The sequence below is a fragment of the Vibrio sp. HM8-C genome, assembly GCF_058630515.1.
Map to the genome: position 1 here is coordinate 1 of NZ_JBMMKS010000021.1, position 13513 is coordinate 13513.

A 13513-nucleotide genomic window follows, 5' to 3' on the forward strand; every position below is an offset into this window, starting at 1 on the left:
GACCGCATAATGCGGTCTTTTTGTTTATTCCAATCAACTGAGGTTTAGAACAACTCTTCAGCGACTTTATATAGATCTTTACGAACTGGACGACGCATATTCTCGATTGCATCGATGATATCGTGATGAACAAGCTGTTCTTTTTGGATACCAACACAACGACCACCTTGGCCTTCCATTAATAGGTGAACAGCGTAGTTACCCATACGAGAAGCAAGTACACGGTCAAATGCTGTTGGCTTACCACCACGTTGGATGTGACCAAGAATAGTCGCGCGAGTTTCACGCTTAGTTGCTTTCTCAATCTCTTTTGCCAGAACATTTGCATCCATCATAAGCTCAGTCAGAGCAATGATTGCGTGCTTCTTACCCTTCTTGATACCGTCTTGGATGTTTGAAATCAGACCATCCATATCTAGACCAGTTTCAGGTGTGATGATGTATTCACAACCACCCGCTAGCGCAGACATCAGAGTTAAATCACCACAGTGGCGACCCATAATTTCTACGATAGAAATACGTTGGTGAGATGAAGAAGTATCACGTAGACGGTCAATAGATTCGATAACTGTGTTCAGTGCAGTTAAGTAACCGATAGTGTAATCAGTACCTGCGATATCGTTATCAATTGTGCCTGGAAGACCGATACATGGGTAACCCATCTCAGTCAATTTCTTAGCACCCATGTACGAACCGTCACCACCTATAACAACAAGCGCTTCGATACCATGCTTTTTCAAGTTCTCGATCGCTTTTAGGCGCACAGACTCTTCTTTGAACTCAGGGAAACGCGCTGAACCTAAGAAAGTACCGCCACGGTTGATAACATCAGACACACTTGAACGGTCAAGTTTCTTGATGCGGTCTTCGTACAGGCCATGGTAACCATCATAGATACCATAAACTTCAATATCATGGCTCAACGCTGTACGAACAACACCGCGAATTGCCGCGTTCATACCCGGAGCATCGCCACCACTAGTCAAAACACCGATCTTTTTAATCATGATCACCCTCAATTTTTTTGAAATTTGTATAGCTAATTTTGGCGCTGCCCGAAATCGTGTTCGAACAGCAAAATCTTGTAATTATGTTTGCGTGTTAGAAAAACTAACTTGCTTAGCATGCGCTGCCATAAAGCTTTTTACCCAGAAGCAGTATTACAGTTTTGCACATTCACATCGTTGATTCACATCAGATTCGTGCATTTTATTCATGCCGCAAAAAATATAGTCTATCTCATACGCTTTGTCGCTACCATGGCTGAAGTTTTTGTTTCCTTTCAGGACCAAACATCAATGAATATGGGTCCTGATGGATTAAGACATCCGCCCCTGGGAACGCTTTACATAATTTGGCATCCACAATATCTGCGATTCGATGCGCTTCAATCAAAGGCATCTTGTCATCCAGTTCTAAGTGTAGCTGAATAAATCTTACCGGCCCTGACATTCGAGTCCGGAGGTCATGGACCCCTAAAACACCGCCAACCGATAGAGAAATATGACGGATCTGCTCAATCTCTTCTTCCGGAAGCTGTCTGTCCAGCAGTGTCTGAATCGCTTCTTGAACCATCTTAAACGCGCTGTATAGAATAAAACAGCCGATACCAATAGCAAAGACCGCATCCGCTTGTTTAACGCCAAACCAGCTCAAACCTAATGCAACCATAATTGCGCCATTCATGTACAAGTCAGACTGGTAGTGCAACGAGTCTGCTGCAATAGCCTGACTGCCCGTTTTCTTCACCACATGACGTTGAAAAAGTACCAGTGCAAAAGTCACTACCATTGCCAATAAGCTGACATAGATACCGTATTCTGGAGCCTGTAAGTCGTGAGGACGGAAGAAACGGTCAACACCGTTTAATATAAGAAAACAGGCGGAACCGGAGATAAACATAGCTTGGGCTAGTGCGGCTAAAGATTCAGCCTTACCATGACCAAAAGCATGCTCTCTGTCTGCTGGCTGTAGTGAATAGCGCAGAACCACTAGATTGACCACTGACGCAGCGATATCCAGCATTGAGTCAATCAGTGATGCCAGTAAACTCACTGAACCGGTTATCCACCAAGCGGCAACTTTAACTATCAGAAGTAAGGTCGCAACACAGGTTGCCGTCCACGCAGCAATCGTTACTAAACGTGCGTATTCCTTTTTCATAACGTCTTACCATAACAAACAATGAGTTGATTATACCTAAAAGCTCTCAGGATGCTTGTTTGTTACTCAAATTAGTCACAGGTAAAACCAGAAAAAGAAAAGGCAGCCGAAGCTGCCTTTACTCACTCACCAATTGATTATTAACCACAATAACAAACGGTGTGAGATTCACTATGCCATTTATTGAGCCATTGGTGGAACCATTTGACCTTGAGGACCGCCACGCATCATGCCTTGTCCTTGAGGACCTTGGCCGCCTTTACCGCCACCTTTTCCATTTGGGCCACCATGACCAAATAGCACACATTCATTCATGCGTTCTTGCTGCATAGAAGCAAGTTTTGTTTTTTGATCCGCAGTCAATACGTTCATCATTTCATTGCGTTGCTTCATCATCGCAACACGTTGATCCGCTTGACGTTGAACCATCTGTTCTGCCAATTTTTTCGCAGCGGCTTCGTCAAAGTTTGCTGACATCACCAAATCGCGCTCTTGCTGTTTAAAAGCACGCATTTCAGCTTGTTTGCCAGAACGTTGTGCTTGCATTGCATCGCGTTGTTTTAATCGAAGTTCTGCCATTTTTGCTTTCTGTTCAGGTGTCACATTAAGCTGAGCAAACACTTCTGGATTCATCATGCCACCACGGCCACAATCACCGTCGAAATCTCGACCTGGGCCTTTACCGCCACCTGCAGCAAACACAGCTGCAGAGCCTAAAGTAATTGGTAGAACAACGGCTGCAAGGATCATTTTTTTTGCCAGTTTCATAATCTTTTCCTTCTCGTTTGGACTTGAATCGGCTGCCTGTGCAGCGCTTGAATTTATAATACGACTTGGTACGTAAAGCAGTGTTTGAGAAGCGTAAATAATCGTAAAGGGTGAGTTTACCTATGATCCTAAAGGTCAATTCACAGTACACTATATTCAGCATCCAACGTTTATCGTGAACTTATATGGTTCAAAAACGTAGAAAAGGCAGTTCGTATACTTTTGAGGTAACCATGGCACACATTCTATTAATTGATGACGACACAGAACTAACCAGCTTGCTAAAAGAAGTTTTAAGCTATGAAGGGTTTGACGTATCCGAAGCCAATGATGGAGAAGCTGGGCTGCACGCTGTCAATGATAGTGTCGATTTGATTTTGCTTGATGTCATGATGCCCAAGCTAAACGGTATGGAAACGCTGAAAAAACTGCGTGAAAAGTGGCAAACCCCAGTACTGATGTTGACCGCAAAAGGTGAAGAGATTGACCGAGTGATCGGTTTAGAACTCGGTGCTGACGATTATCTGCCAAAACCATTTAGCGACAGAGAGCTGCTAGCAAGAATTCGTGCCGTGTTGCGCCGAACCCAACAGCATTCAAACAAGCATTCAGACGTTATCGAATGCCAAGACATTCAGGTTTTTCCCGGCAAACAAGAAGCTTATTGCCAAGGTGAACTGCTCGATCTCACCACAACCGAGTTCGCGTTATTAGCACACTTTGTACAAAATCCGGGAAACACTATCACCAAAGAAGATCTTAGCCTAGATGTATTAGGTAAAAGATTGGCGGCTTTTGACCGCGCGATTGACATGCATGTTTCCAATCTGCGTAAAAAGCTTCCAGAACGAGCTGATGGCAAATTGAGAATCAAAACCCTGCGAGGGCGAGGCTACCTAATGGTGTTGGAGGATTAATGCGTTTACCAACATTCAATAACCTTTACGGACGCATCTTTGCCATCTTCTGGCTCACCATGTTTTTGGTGTTACTGGCCGTATTGGCACTTCCCCACTTAGACCCTCGAAAGTCTCGCGACCTCCCACCGGAGATGTATCAACGTATCGTGGTACAAAAAGAGATGCTTGAAGAACGTTTCCAAGGTGAAGATAACCTTACCCGTATTCTGATGTTCCTAGAGGGCAATGGAAACGGCAATCGTGGACAAGGTCCAATGATGCGTGACGAAGACAAAGACACCCGACCTCGTTTCTTTGTCACGGACTTAGATGGCAATGTGCTCACCGCACGCGAGCGTCCAGATTTCAAATACAAAGCGTTGCAGAACTTTGCCACCAGCATTGAGTCTATAGACAAACCGCAACAACGCCTTTACGGACGCTATATGATCGCAGGCCCCGTTCCTGTGACTTTCGCTCATCAGGATCTCTTGCTGTATGTCGGTTTCCGTTGGGATGAACCACCACCGTTCTTACTGCAATTATTCGATAAACCTGTTCAACTGCTGCTGGCGATCATGTTGGTTAGTACGCCGCTATTACTCTGGCTTGCTTGGGCTCTGAGTAAACCTGCTCAACGTCTGGCTCTTGCCGCTCAGCGAGTCGCGCGTGGACAGTTCGAAGCTGACCCTGATCTTGAAAAAGGAACCATGGAGTTTCGTCAGGCTGGACGTAGCTTTAACCAGATGGTAGAAGCGGTAAACCAAATGATTTCCGGTCAGCAGCGATTATTATCGGATATCTCCCATGAACTGCGTTCACCACTAACCCGACTACGTATGGCCAATGCACTTGCCACTCGTAAACAAGGCAGCAGCACTGAGCTAGAACGTATTGATACCGAAGCACAACGTTTAGAACAAATGATTGGCGAGCTACTTGAATTGTCGAGAATGCAGACCAACAGTCATTTGAGCCGTGAAGAACAACCACTGCGTAGCTTGTGGGAAGAGTTGCTCAGCGATGCTCAATTTGAAGCAGAGCAAATGAGCAAAACCCTGAAATTCGACGAGATACCAAACGTCAGTATTTCTGGTAATCCAAAGCTATTGATGAGCGCTTTGGAAAACATCGTTCGTAACGCAATTTACTATGGCAAAGACACTATAGTGGTACGTTTTTCGACTACGGAACACCATGTCACGGTGTCAGTAGAAGACAACGGTGATGGTGTTCCGGATGACGAACTGACACAAATCTTCCGCCCGTTCTATCGAGTCTCGACTGCGCGAGACCGACACAGCGGTGGAACTGGTTTAGGTCTTGCTATCACTGAAAGCGCCATTCGCCAGCACAGTGGTGTTATTGAAGCGAGCCGCAGCCCTCTAAATGGTTTAAAAGTTCAGTTTACGCTACCCATCTAGCGACGATTACTATAACAGATAAGCGGTTGCTATAACTTGTGAATTGAGGGGCGAGGGATTTATACTCGCCCCTTAAATTTAGTAAGGAAGTGAATAGTCATGTTTGATATTGCCCTGTTCGAGCCAGAAATCGCCCCTAACACAGGAAACATAATTCGTTTATCCGCAAACTGTGGTGCGAATCTTCATTTAATCGAGCCACTTGGGTTTGATTTAGAAGAAAAGAAAGTGCGTCGTGCAGGACTGGACTATCACGATTTAGCTCGAGTCACTCGCCACAAAGACTATCAAGCATTTCTTAACTACCTTGCAGAAAAAGGCGAGCACCGTATTTTTGCTTGTACGACCAAAACCACCGGTCATCACGTGGATGCCAAATTCCAGAAAGGTGATGTATTGCTGTTTGGTCCAGAAACTCGTGGACTTCCAGCGGAAGTTATTGAGAGTTTGCCGATGGAGCAACGAATTCGAATCCCAATGATGCCCGACGCTCGCAGTCTCAACCTATCCAACGCGGTGGCTATCATTGCTTTCGAAGCATGGCGACAAATGGGATTTGAAGGCGCGCTGTAATTTCGACAAACCAACAGCAAAAGATAAAAAGCTCAGGTAAACGACCTGAGCTTTTTTATTGGGTTAGATTCTTACCAATAGCAGCTTAATGAAGACGATGGTTAGAGTTTTGGTCGTCGTCATCTTTCTTCTCAAATTCGCCATCAAAAGTGTTTCCCTGATGCGAATCGTGAGAGCGGAATGGATCATGATCAAAATGACTTGAATGAAAACCGCCAGACATATTCGATACCACAACTTTGCTCATCAAATACTTGGCAATCAGTGCTCGTGGGGCAGGTAACAAAACAATCATCCCCATCGCATCGGTCATAAAACCCGGTGTTAACAGCAAAACACCCGCTACCGCTAGCATCACACCCTCAACAATCTGCTGGGCAGGCATTTCGCCACGTTGCATACGTTGTTGAACCGTAAGCAGTGTTTGTAAACCTTGGCTTCTAACCAGAGATGCACCGACAAATGCGGTGAGCAAAACCAAAGCAATAGTCGGCCATAAGCCTAGCATGCCACCGACTTGAATAAACAAGCCAATCTCGATGATAGGCACAGCAATAAATAGAAATAGTAAAATCGGAAACACGGCTCCTCCTTATTTTGCTACACCTTAGCGCCAACATTTCATCTGCGCAATGGAAAAGCGTTATAGGCTCAACTACCTTTTAAGTAGAGTTTGAGTCAGAACGTAAATCATGAAGCGAATTGCCAACACGATCAAAACAGGTACTGTGTTGTGGCTAGTTTTGTCACTAATTCCGTTCGCCTATTATTTTCATTTAATCGATAAAGCCCAACAGCTTTATATTTCTCGCCTCGAAGCTCAAGGCCTACAATTTCTGTCTTACGTAGACTCCAAAGCCCGCCGGACAGACTCGCAAATTCAGCAAACTTTTTATGAACTAAGCCATTCAACATTACTTAATGACTTTGCCGTCAATCGAGACCCTCAGTTCAGGCACTACCTTGAAAGCCAGTGGTACGTAACCGCATTTAACTCCACCTTGTTCTATCAGTTACGCTTCATTGATAACCGAGGTTATGAAGTGATTCGGGTTGATTACATGCCAAACATGGCTCGCCCGTACATTGTGCCTAATGATCGACTGCAAAATAAAAGCAACCGCGACTATTTCCTTTATGCCCAAAAGCTGGCGAATGGTGAGCAAGGGCATTATGGAATTGACCTTGAATTTGAAAATGACAAGCCAGTTATCCCTTATAAACCTGGATACAGAGTTATCTACCCCATCGTTGCCAATAGCGTTCGGCAAGGCTATTTCATTGCCAACCTTGATGTTCTCGCCATCATCGACCAAATCACTTCTAACACACAGAATCTCAATGTCGATTTTATCGATAAGCATGGCTATTACATTATTAGTAGTGACAAAAACAAATTATTCGGAGACCTCGTTCAAGCGCGTTCCAATAACAATTTAGCCACTGATAACAATGAAATATGGAACGCAATTAATCAAAATCAGAGCGCAGGAAACAGCTTAATAACCGATAAAGGTTTGTATATTTTTCAGCGCTTCAGTAGCCAACTGTTTGGTTCAGAAAACGCATTAACTATGCTGACTATGTACCCCAACTCTGCAATTACTGGGCTTCTGTCAGATAGGAAGAACCAGCTAAAAATTGAGGCCATCATCATTTGGTTAGGCTTAGGTATATTGTCCATCATTGCATCCATGTTTATGGACGCTTATCGACGAATCAAAGCAGATCAAACCTATGCGGAATACGCGATAGAAAACAGCATGGCGGTGGTGGTCACTGATAAAAACATGAAGATACTTAGGGTGAATACGGGCTTCTGCAACTTGGTTAAAAGCGATCTAGGGCTACTCCTTGGCGGCAACATCGTGGATTTCTTCCCCTCCAAAACAAAACAAAATCTGATTCAAAGGCAGCTTTCTATTCGAGGACTCTGGCAAGGGCACTTCCCACTGCATACCACCGATAACAAGGAGATCATTTGCCAAACAGAGATACACGCAATCACCGGCAAATTTAAGAGCATTCAGTATTACGTCTATTCTTTTACCGATATATCCGAACATCACAACACCATCATTACTCTGAAAGAGCGGACAGAGCGCGACCCAGCGACGTCATTGTGGAACAAAAAAAAGTTCGACCAGAACCTGCAATATCAGTGTCGGTTAAAACAACGTTACATCAACCATCCGCCCTGCTGCCTCGCGGTCATTGATATCGACTGCTTTAAACAAATTAATGACACCTTTGGCCACACGGCTGGCGATGAAGTCATCTTGTATATTGCCAACCAACTACGCACCGTTTTACGCGATACGGATTTTATCGCGCGAATCGGCGGCGACGAATTTGCTGTTTTGATTCAACACACCGACATTGCCCAAGCTCAGTCGCTTATGCAGCGAGTCTCGACCGATATTAAGAATTGGACACTATACGATGTAACAATAAGCGTAGGTTTGGCCGAAGTGACAGCAGATGCAAACCAGACTTTCACTAACGCTGATCAAGCCATGTATCGCTCGAAACGCAAGGGACGTAATTGCATTTCCATCCACGGCAAAGAGACTTTGAGCGTTTTAGAATCTAACTCACCATAAACTTGGTTTTCGCTAACATAAAAAGTGACGAACCTCCTATTTTTAAATTCCAACTCCAGTATGATACATCACCATATCAGGACGGTTTTTCAGCCAATTATTCTGATGAATGGATTCTTAATACAGATACGGCTTACTGTAACTATTATCAATAGAATTATTCTCTAAGGATCCAAAATATGGCTACTCTTTATGAAGCTCAACAAACAGCTCAATCAGCCAATCGTATTGAAGAAGATCTACTAGGCCAACGTCACGTCCCTGCGGATGCCTACTACGGTATCCACACTCTCCGAGCAATCGAAAACTTCAACATTTCCAGCGCAACGATTTCTGATATTCCTGAATTCATTCGTGGCATGGTCATGACCAAAAAAGCCGCTGCTCTTGCGAACAAAGAGTTGGCAGTAATTCCAAAAGATGTCGCGAACTACATCATTCAAGCGTGTGATGTGATCCTTGAAACAGGTAAGTGCATGGATCAATTCCCGACTGACGTATTCCAAGGCGGCGCTGGTACTTCTGTAAACATGAATACCAATGAAGTGATTGCCAACTTAGCGCTAGAGTTGATGGGTAAGGAAAAGGGGCAATACCAATTCATTAATCCAAACGACCACGTAAACCGTAGCCAATCAACCAACTGTGCATATCCTACTGGTTTCCGCATCTCTGTTTACAACAGCGTGCTAAAACTGATTGAAGCGATTGAATACCTAAAAGGTGCATTTGAGCTTAAAAGCCAAGAATTCACGACTGTGATCAAGATGGGTCGTACTCAGTTGCAAGACGCCGTGCCTATGACGGTAGGTCAGGAATTCCGAGCTTGGGCAGTGACACTGAACGAAGAGATTCGCGCTCTTGAATACACCTCTAAGCTACTACTTGAAATCAACTTAGGTGCAACAGCAATCGGTACTGGCTTAAACGCAGCACCGGGTTACCAAGCGCTGGCGGTGAAACACCTAGCGGAAGTAACAGGTCTAGAGGTCGTCCCAGCGGAAGACCTTATCGAAGCAACGTCTGACTGTGGTGCATACGTAATGACTCACGGTGCGCTAAAACGTTTAGCCGTGAAGCTATCTAAGATTTGTAATGACCTACGTCTGCTTTCTTCAGGCCCTCGCGCGGGTTTGAATGAGCTAAATCTACCTGAGCTACAAGCGGGTTCTTCAATCATGCCGGCAAAAGTTAACCCTGTTGTGCCAGAAGTGGTGAACCAAGTGTGCTTCAAAGTTCTGGGCAACGACAACACAGTTTCTTTCGCAGCGGAAGGTGGTCAACTCCAGCTAAACGTAATGGAGCCAGTAATCGCACAAGCAATGTTTGAGTCTATTTCTCTACTTTCAAATGCGTGTGTAAACCTTCGTGACAAATGTATTGATGGCATTACCGTCAACAAAGAAGTGTGTGAAAACTACGTGTTTAACTCAATCGGTATCGTGACTTATCTAAACCCTTACATTGGCCACCACGAGGGCGACATTGTAGGAAAAATCTGCGCCGAAACCGGGAAAAGCGTCCGAGAAGTTGTACTCGATCGCGGATTATTAACAGCGGAAGAGCTTGATGACATTTTCTCTGTTGAAAACCTGATGCGCCCGCAGTATAAAGCGAAGCGCTACGAATAATTGATTTAACGAAAAGGCTCTGTAAGGAGCCTTTTCTTTTAAAAAAGCTGCAAAAAGCAGCACATAAATAACAATTGCAACGGACTGCAAACCAAATTTTTCATTACTAAACGAGGTATCACTATGGTTTGGGTCGAGCTATTAGTTGTTCTTCTCTTCATCTTCTTGGGTGCACGTATTGGTGGCATTGGTATTGGCTTAGCAGGTGGTGCAGGTGTTATCGCACTTTCCCTAGGTCTTGGTGTACCAACAAGCCAAGCTTTCATCCCAGTTGACGTTATTCTTATCATCATGTCTGTGATTACGGCAATTGCCGCAATGCAAGTGGCGGGTGGTATGGATTGGTTAGTTCAAATCGCAGAAAACTTCCTGCGCAAAAATCCTCAGCGTATTACTTTTTATGCTCCGATTGTTACCTTCATCATGACATTGATGGCAGGTACAGGACATACAGCGTTTTCTACGCTTCCGGTTATTGCCGAAGTTGCTAAAGGACAAGGTGTTCGTCCTTCACGTCCTCTTTCTATTGCCGTTGTCGCTTCGCAAATTGCTATCACTGCTTCTCCTATTTCAGCTGCAGTTGTCGCTTTTGCTGCGATGCTGACACCATTTGGTGTTGATTACCTCACGCTTCTTGCTGTGTGTATCCCAACAACGTTTGCTGCTTGTATGGTTGGAGCACTAGTTGCGAACTTTATGGGCGGTGAGTTGAAAAACGATCCCGTTTACCAAGATCGCTTAGAAAAAGGGTTGATTAAACTTGCTGACAAACAGCATCGCGACATTCTGCCAACAGCAAAAACAGCGACATATATTTTCCTAGCAGCTATCGGTTTCGTTGTTTGCTACGCAGCGGCTATCTCTAAATCTGTGGGTCTGATTGAGAACCCTGCTTTAGGTCGTAACGAAGCAATCATGACTGTAATGCTAGCCGCCGCGGCGTTGATCGTCATCGTAACTAAAATTGATGCAGCGAAAATCTCTAGCGCACCAACATTCCGTTCAGGTATGACAGCGTGTGTCTGTGTTCTTGGTGTAGCTTGGTTAGGTTCGACTTTTGTTAACGCTCACGTTGCGGACATCAAAGATGTAGCTGGTGCACTGTTGGCGGATAACCCATGGATGCTGGCTATCGTACTGTTCTTCGCATCAATGCTGCTTTACTCACAAGGTGCAACGACCGTTGCGCTAATGCCTGCGGCGCTTGCTATTGGTGTTGCACCACTTACTGCGGTTGCTTCTTTCGCAGCGGTAAGTGCTCTGTTTGTATTGCCAACGTATCCTACTCTGCTTGCTGCAGTGGAAATGGATGACACAGGTTCAACTCGCATTGGTAAATATGTCTTCAACCACCCATTCTTCATTCCGGGTGTTGTAACTATTGCTTCAGCAGTAACCTTTGGCTTCCTATTTGGCGGATTGTTCATCTAGTTCCAGACTAACCATATCTGAACTATTCAAATCAGAACAAACCATTAAAGCGAAATAAGAGAAACCCGCGAGATTCAAACAACCTTAGTTGTGTGAGTTTCGCGGGTTTTGTTATATCTGGATGAAACTTATTACCTCTCATCTCGGTCTGATTGAGTTACTATGTGTTCTTCAATCAGCCAGAATATTGTTTAGATGATGCGTAACATTCTATTTTTGTTGTTATTTACCCTGTCTACTTTCAGCCACACTGCATTGGCCGCTTTTGGCAACAACAGCTCTTTATCAGTAACTAACGGTTTATCGGTAAATAACGGAAATAAATTTGTACCGGTTGATCAAGCCTTTCCATTTAGCTCCTTTCAACAGGGAAGTAATCTGTTTCTCGATTGGCAAGTGAAAGAAGGGTATTACCTCTATCAAAATCGCATCACTATCACTGCAGAAAACGTCACTTTAGGCGAATATCAGCTGGTTGACGGTGAACCTTATCATGACGAGTTCTTCGGTGATGTCACCATTTACACGACTCCACTTTCGATTAATTTGCCGCTCAGTGATTATCAACTGGGTGCACGTATCATTGTTCAATATCAGGGATGTGCTAAAGCTGGTTTCTGTTATCCACCAGAAACCCAAGTGGTAGAAGTCAGCAAGTTCGACTTTTCACAACCTGCGAATTCTGAACTTAATACTGCTAGCCAAAGTGTTAGCACGCCAGCTAAACCACAAGCAGCCGGCAATAATAAAACGCCAACTTCTGAACAAGGCACACTTGCAAGCAAGTTAGCTCAAAGTTGGTGGACACCACTACTCTTCTTGGCATTAGGCATTGGTTTGGCTTTTACGCCATGTGTTCTGCCTATGTATCCAATTTTGACCAGCATCGTTTTAGGCAGTGGGCAACTTAATCATAAGCGCGCTTTGCTATTAAGCGTGGTGTACGTGCAAGGTATGGCGCTAACTTACACTCTACTAGGTTTAGTCGTTGCTTCTGCAGGATTGCAGTTCCAAGCTGCTCTTCAACACCCTTCAGTTCTGATCGGCCTGAGTACGCTGTTTGTATTACTGGCTCTATCGATGTTTGGTGTATATACCCTTCAGCTACCAAGCTCAGTACAAACTTGGCTTAACAATCTTAGCAATCAACAGCAAGGTGGCAGCTTAGCGGGCGTTTTTGCCATGGGTGCGATTTCTGGCTTAGTGTGTTCACCATGTACCACTGCGCCGCTTTCCGGTGCTCTGTTGTATGTGGCGCAGAGTGGAGATTTGCTCACTGGTGGTGTCGCGCTTTACGCATTAGCTATTGGTATGGGTATTCCACTGATTTTGGTCGCCGTTTTTGGCAACCGTTTATTGCCGAAAGCAGGTGCTTGGATGGATAAAGTAAAAACCGCTTTCGGTTTCATTCTTCTTGCTGCGCCTATCTTTTTTCTGGAACGATTACTCCCAGAAATCTGGGCAACGGCGCTTTGGTCTCTGCTAGGTTTTGCAGCATTTGCTTGGTTATATCACGTAAAAAACAGCCTACCTTTCGGTGGTTGGAAACAGAGCACTTTAGGCATTATTGCCATTCTCGGTTTGCTTGCTTCAGCGCAACCGGCTCTCAATTACTGGTTTAACAACAATGCACAAATAGAGCGGCAATCAACCATCAGCTTCAAACGTATCGCGAATATCAATGAACTTAACGCTGAACTAGAACAAGCGAAGCTGGCCGGAAAATCCGTTATGTTGGATTTCTACGCCGATTGGTGCGTGGCGTGTAAAGAGTTCGAAAAATACACCTTCCACCAGCCAGAAGTAGAGCAAAAATTAAAGGATTTTGTGTTACTACAAGCAGATGTAACGCGTAATCAACCGCAAGACATCGAATTACTGAATCAGATGGACGTACTTGGTCTTCCAACCATTGAATTTTGGAACAATCAGGGCGAAAGAGTACCCAACGCTCGAATTACCGGATTTATGCAAGCAGATCGCTTTTTGCAGCACCTTAAAGACCATCAGATCTAATTTTG

At 44.6% G+C, this 13513-nt stretch carries 11 protein-coding genes; 7 read left to right on the top strand and 4 right to left on the bottom strand.

All coding sequences use genetic code 11. From position 1 onward, the window contains the following. Positions 1–44: 44 nt before the first annotated feature. The 3 genes from pfkA to ACOSVQ_RS18765 form a co-directional block, all read right to left on the bottom strand. Positions 45–1007, bottom strand: a complete 963-nt coding sequence (pfkA, locus tag ACOSVQ_RS18755; RefSeq protein ID WP_491983948.1) for a 6-phosphofructokinase — start codon at positions 1005–1007, stop codon at positions 45–47. A gap of 247 nt (positions 1008–1254) precedes the next feature. Further along, positions 1255–2163 (bottom strand): CDF family cation-efflux transporter FieF, encoded by a 909-nt coding sequence (gene fieF / locus ACOSVQ_RS18760; protein WP_491983949.1) that lies wholly within the window; start codon positions 2161–2163, stop codon positions 1255–1257. 180 nt (positions 2164–2343) lie between these two features. Beyond that, entirely contained in the window at positions 2344–2931 is a 588-nt protein-coding gene (locus ACOSVQ_RS18765) for a CpxP family protein (RefSeq protein WP_491983950.1), read from the bottom strand. A gap of 233 nt (positions 2932–3164) precedes the next feature. On the opposite strand from ACOSVQ_RS18765, the gene ACOSVQ_RS18770 reads away from it, so the two are divergent. The 3 genes from ACOSVQ_RS18770 to ACOSVQ_RS18780 all read left to right on the top strand — a co-directional run bounded on the left by ACOSVQ_RS18770 (position 3165) and on the right by ACOSVQ_RS18780 (position 5827). Next, positions 3165–3848 carry a response regulator gene (locus ACOSVQ_RS18770; protein WP_491983951.1) on the top strand — a complete coding sequence of 228 codons (684 nt, stop codon included), beginning with the start codon at positions 3165–3167 and terminating at the stop codon, positions 3846–3848. Then, positions 3848–5254: an envelope stress sensor histidine kinase CpxA gene (gene cpxA / locus ACOSVQ_RS18775; RefSeq protein WP_491983952.1), complete on the top strand. Its 1407-nt coding sequence runs from the start codon at positions 3848–3850 to the stop codon at positions 5252–5254. The genes ACOSVQ_RS18770 and cpxA overlap by 1 nt, the downstream gene beginning before the upstream one ends. Positions 5255–5353: 99 nt before the next feature. Continuing rightward, complete coding sequence (locus ACOSVQ_RS18780; protein WP_491983953.1) at positions 5354–5827, top strand: tRNA (cytidine(34)-2'-O)-methyltransferase; 474 nt, start codon at positions 5354–5356, stop codon at positions 5825–5827. Between the two features lie 85 nt (positions 5828–5912). Here ACOSVQ_RS18780 and ACOSVQ_RS18785 read toward each other — a convergent pair whose 3' ends face one another. Continuing rightward, complete coding sequence (locus tag ACOSVQ_RS18785) at positions 5913–6410, bottom strand: FxsA family protein (protein WP_491983954.1); 498 nt, start codon at positions 6408–6410, stop codon at positions 5913–5915. Between the two features lie 109 nt (positions 6411–6519). Between ACOSVQ_RS18785 and ACOSVQ_RS18790 the strand changes: the two genes are divergently transcribed. The 4 genes from ACOSVQ_RS18790 to ACOSVQ_RS18805 all read left to right on the top strand — a co-directional run bounded on the left by ACOSVQ_RS18790 (position 6520) and on the right by ACOSVQ_RS18805 (position 13508). Then, the gene (locus ACOSVQ_RS18790; RefSeq protein ID WP_491983955.1) at positions 6520–8430 is read left to right on the top strand and encodes a sensor domain-containing diguanylate cyclase; all 1911 of its coding nucleotides are present in this window, start codon (positions 6520–6522) and stop codon (positions 8428–8430) included. Positions 8431–8609: 179 nt separating this feature from the next. Continuing rightward, positions 8610–10061 carry an aspartate ammonia-lyase gene (gene aspA / locus ACOSVQ_RS18795; protein ID WP_491983957.1) on the top strand — a complete coding sequence of 484 codons (1452 nt, stop codon included), beginning with the start codon at positions 8610–8612 and terminating at the stop codon, positions 10059–10061. A gap of 123 nt (positions 10062–10184) precedes the next feature. After that, positions 10185–11492: an anaerobic C4-dicarboxylate transporter gene (locus ACOSVQ_RS18800; protein ID WP_491983958.1), complete on the top strand. Its 1308-nt coding sequence runs from the start codon at positions 10185–10187 to the stop codon at positions 11490–11492. 198 nt (positions 11493–11690) lie between these two features. Then, positions 11691–13508 (top strand): protein-disulfide reductase DsbD, encoded by a 1818-nt coding sequence (locus tag ACOSVQ_RS18805; protein ID WP_491984018.1) that lies wholly within the window; start codon positions 11691–11693, stop codon positions 13506–13508. The last annotated feature ends 5 nt before the right edge of the window (positions 13509–13513 follow it).

Excerpts from the sequence above, each read along its gene's own strand:
- aspA (WP_491983957.1), top strand. The coding sequence starts at position 8,610 with ATGGCTACTCTTTATGAAGCTCAACAAACAGCTCAATCAGCCAATCGT.
- fieF (WP_491983949.1), bottom strand. The coding sequence starts at position 2,163 with ATGAAAAAGGAATACGCACGTTTAGTAACGATTGCTGCGTGGACGGCA.
- ACOSVQ_RS18770 (WP_491983951.1), top strand. The coding sequence starts at position 3,165 with ATGGCACACATTCTATTAATTGATGACGACACAGAACTAACCAGCTTG.
- ACOSVQ_RS18800 (WP_491983958.1), top strand. The coding sequence starts at position 10,185 with ATGGTTTGGGTCGAGCTATTAGTTGTTCTTCTCTTCATCTTCTTGGGT.
- pfkA (WP_491983948.1), bottom strand. The coding sequence starts at position 1,007 with ATGATTAAAAAGATCGGTGTTTTGACTAGTGGTGGCGATGCTCCGGGT.
- ACOSVQ_RS18790 (WP_491983955.1), top strand. The coding sequence starts at position 6,520 with ATGAAGCGAATTGCCAACACGATCAAAACAGGTACTGTGTTGTGGCTA.
- cpxA (WP_491983952.1), top strand. The coding sequence starts at position 3,848 with ATGCGTTTACCAACATTCAATAACCTTTACGGACGCATCTTTGCCATC.
- ACOSVQ_RS18765 (WP_491983950.1), bottom strand. The coding sequence starts at position 2,931 with ATGAAACTGGCAAAAAAAATGATCCTTGCAGCCGTTGTTCTACCAATT.
- ACOSVQ_RS18805 (WP_491984018.1), top strand. The coding sequence starts at position 11,691 with ATGCGTAACATTCTATTTTTGTTGTTATTTACCCTGTCTACTTTCAGC.
- ACOSVQ_RS18780 (WP_491983953.1), top strand. The coding sequence starts at position 5,354 with ATGTTTGATATTGCCCTGTTCGAGCCAGAAATCGCCCCTAACACAGGA.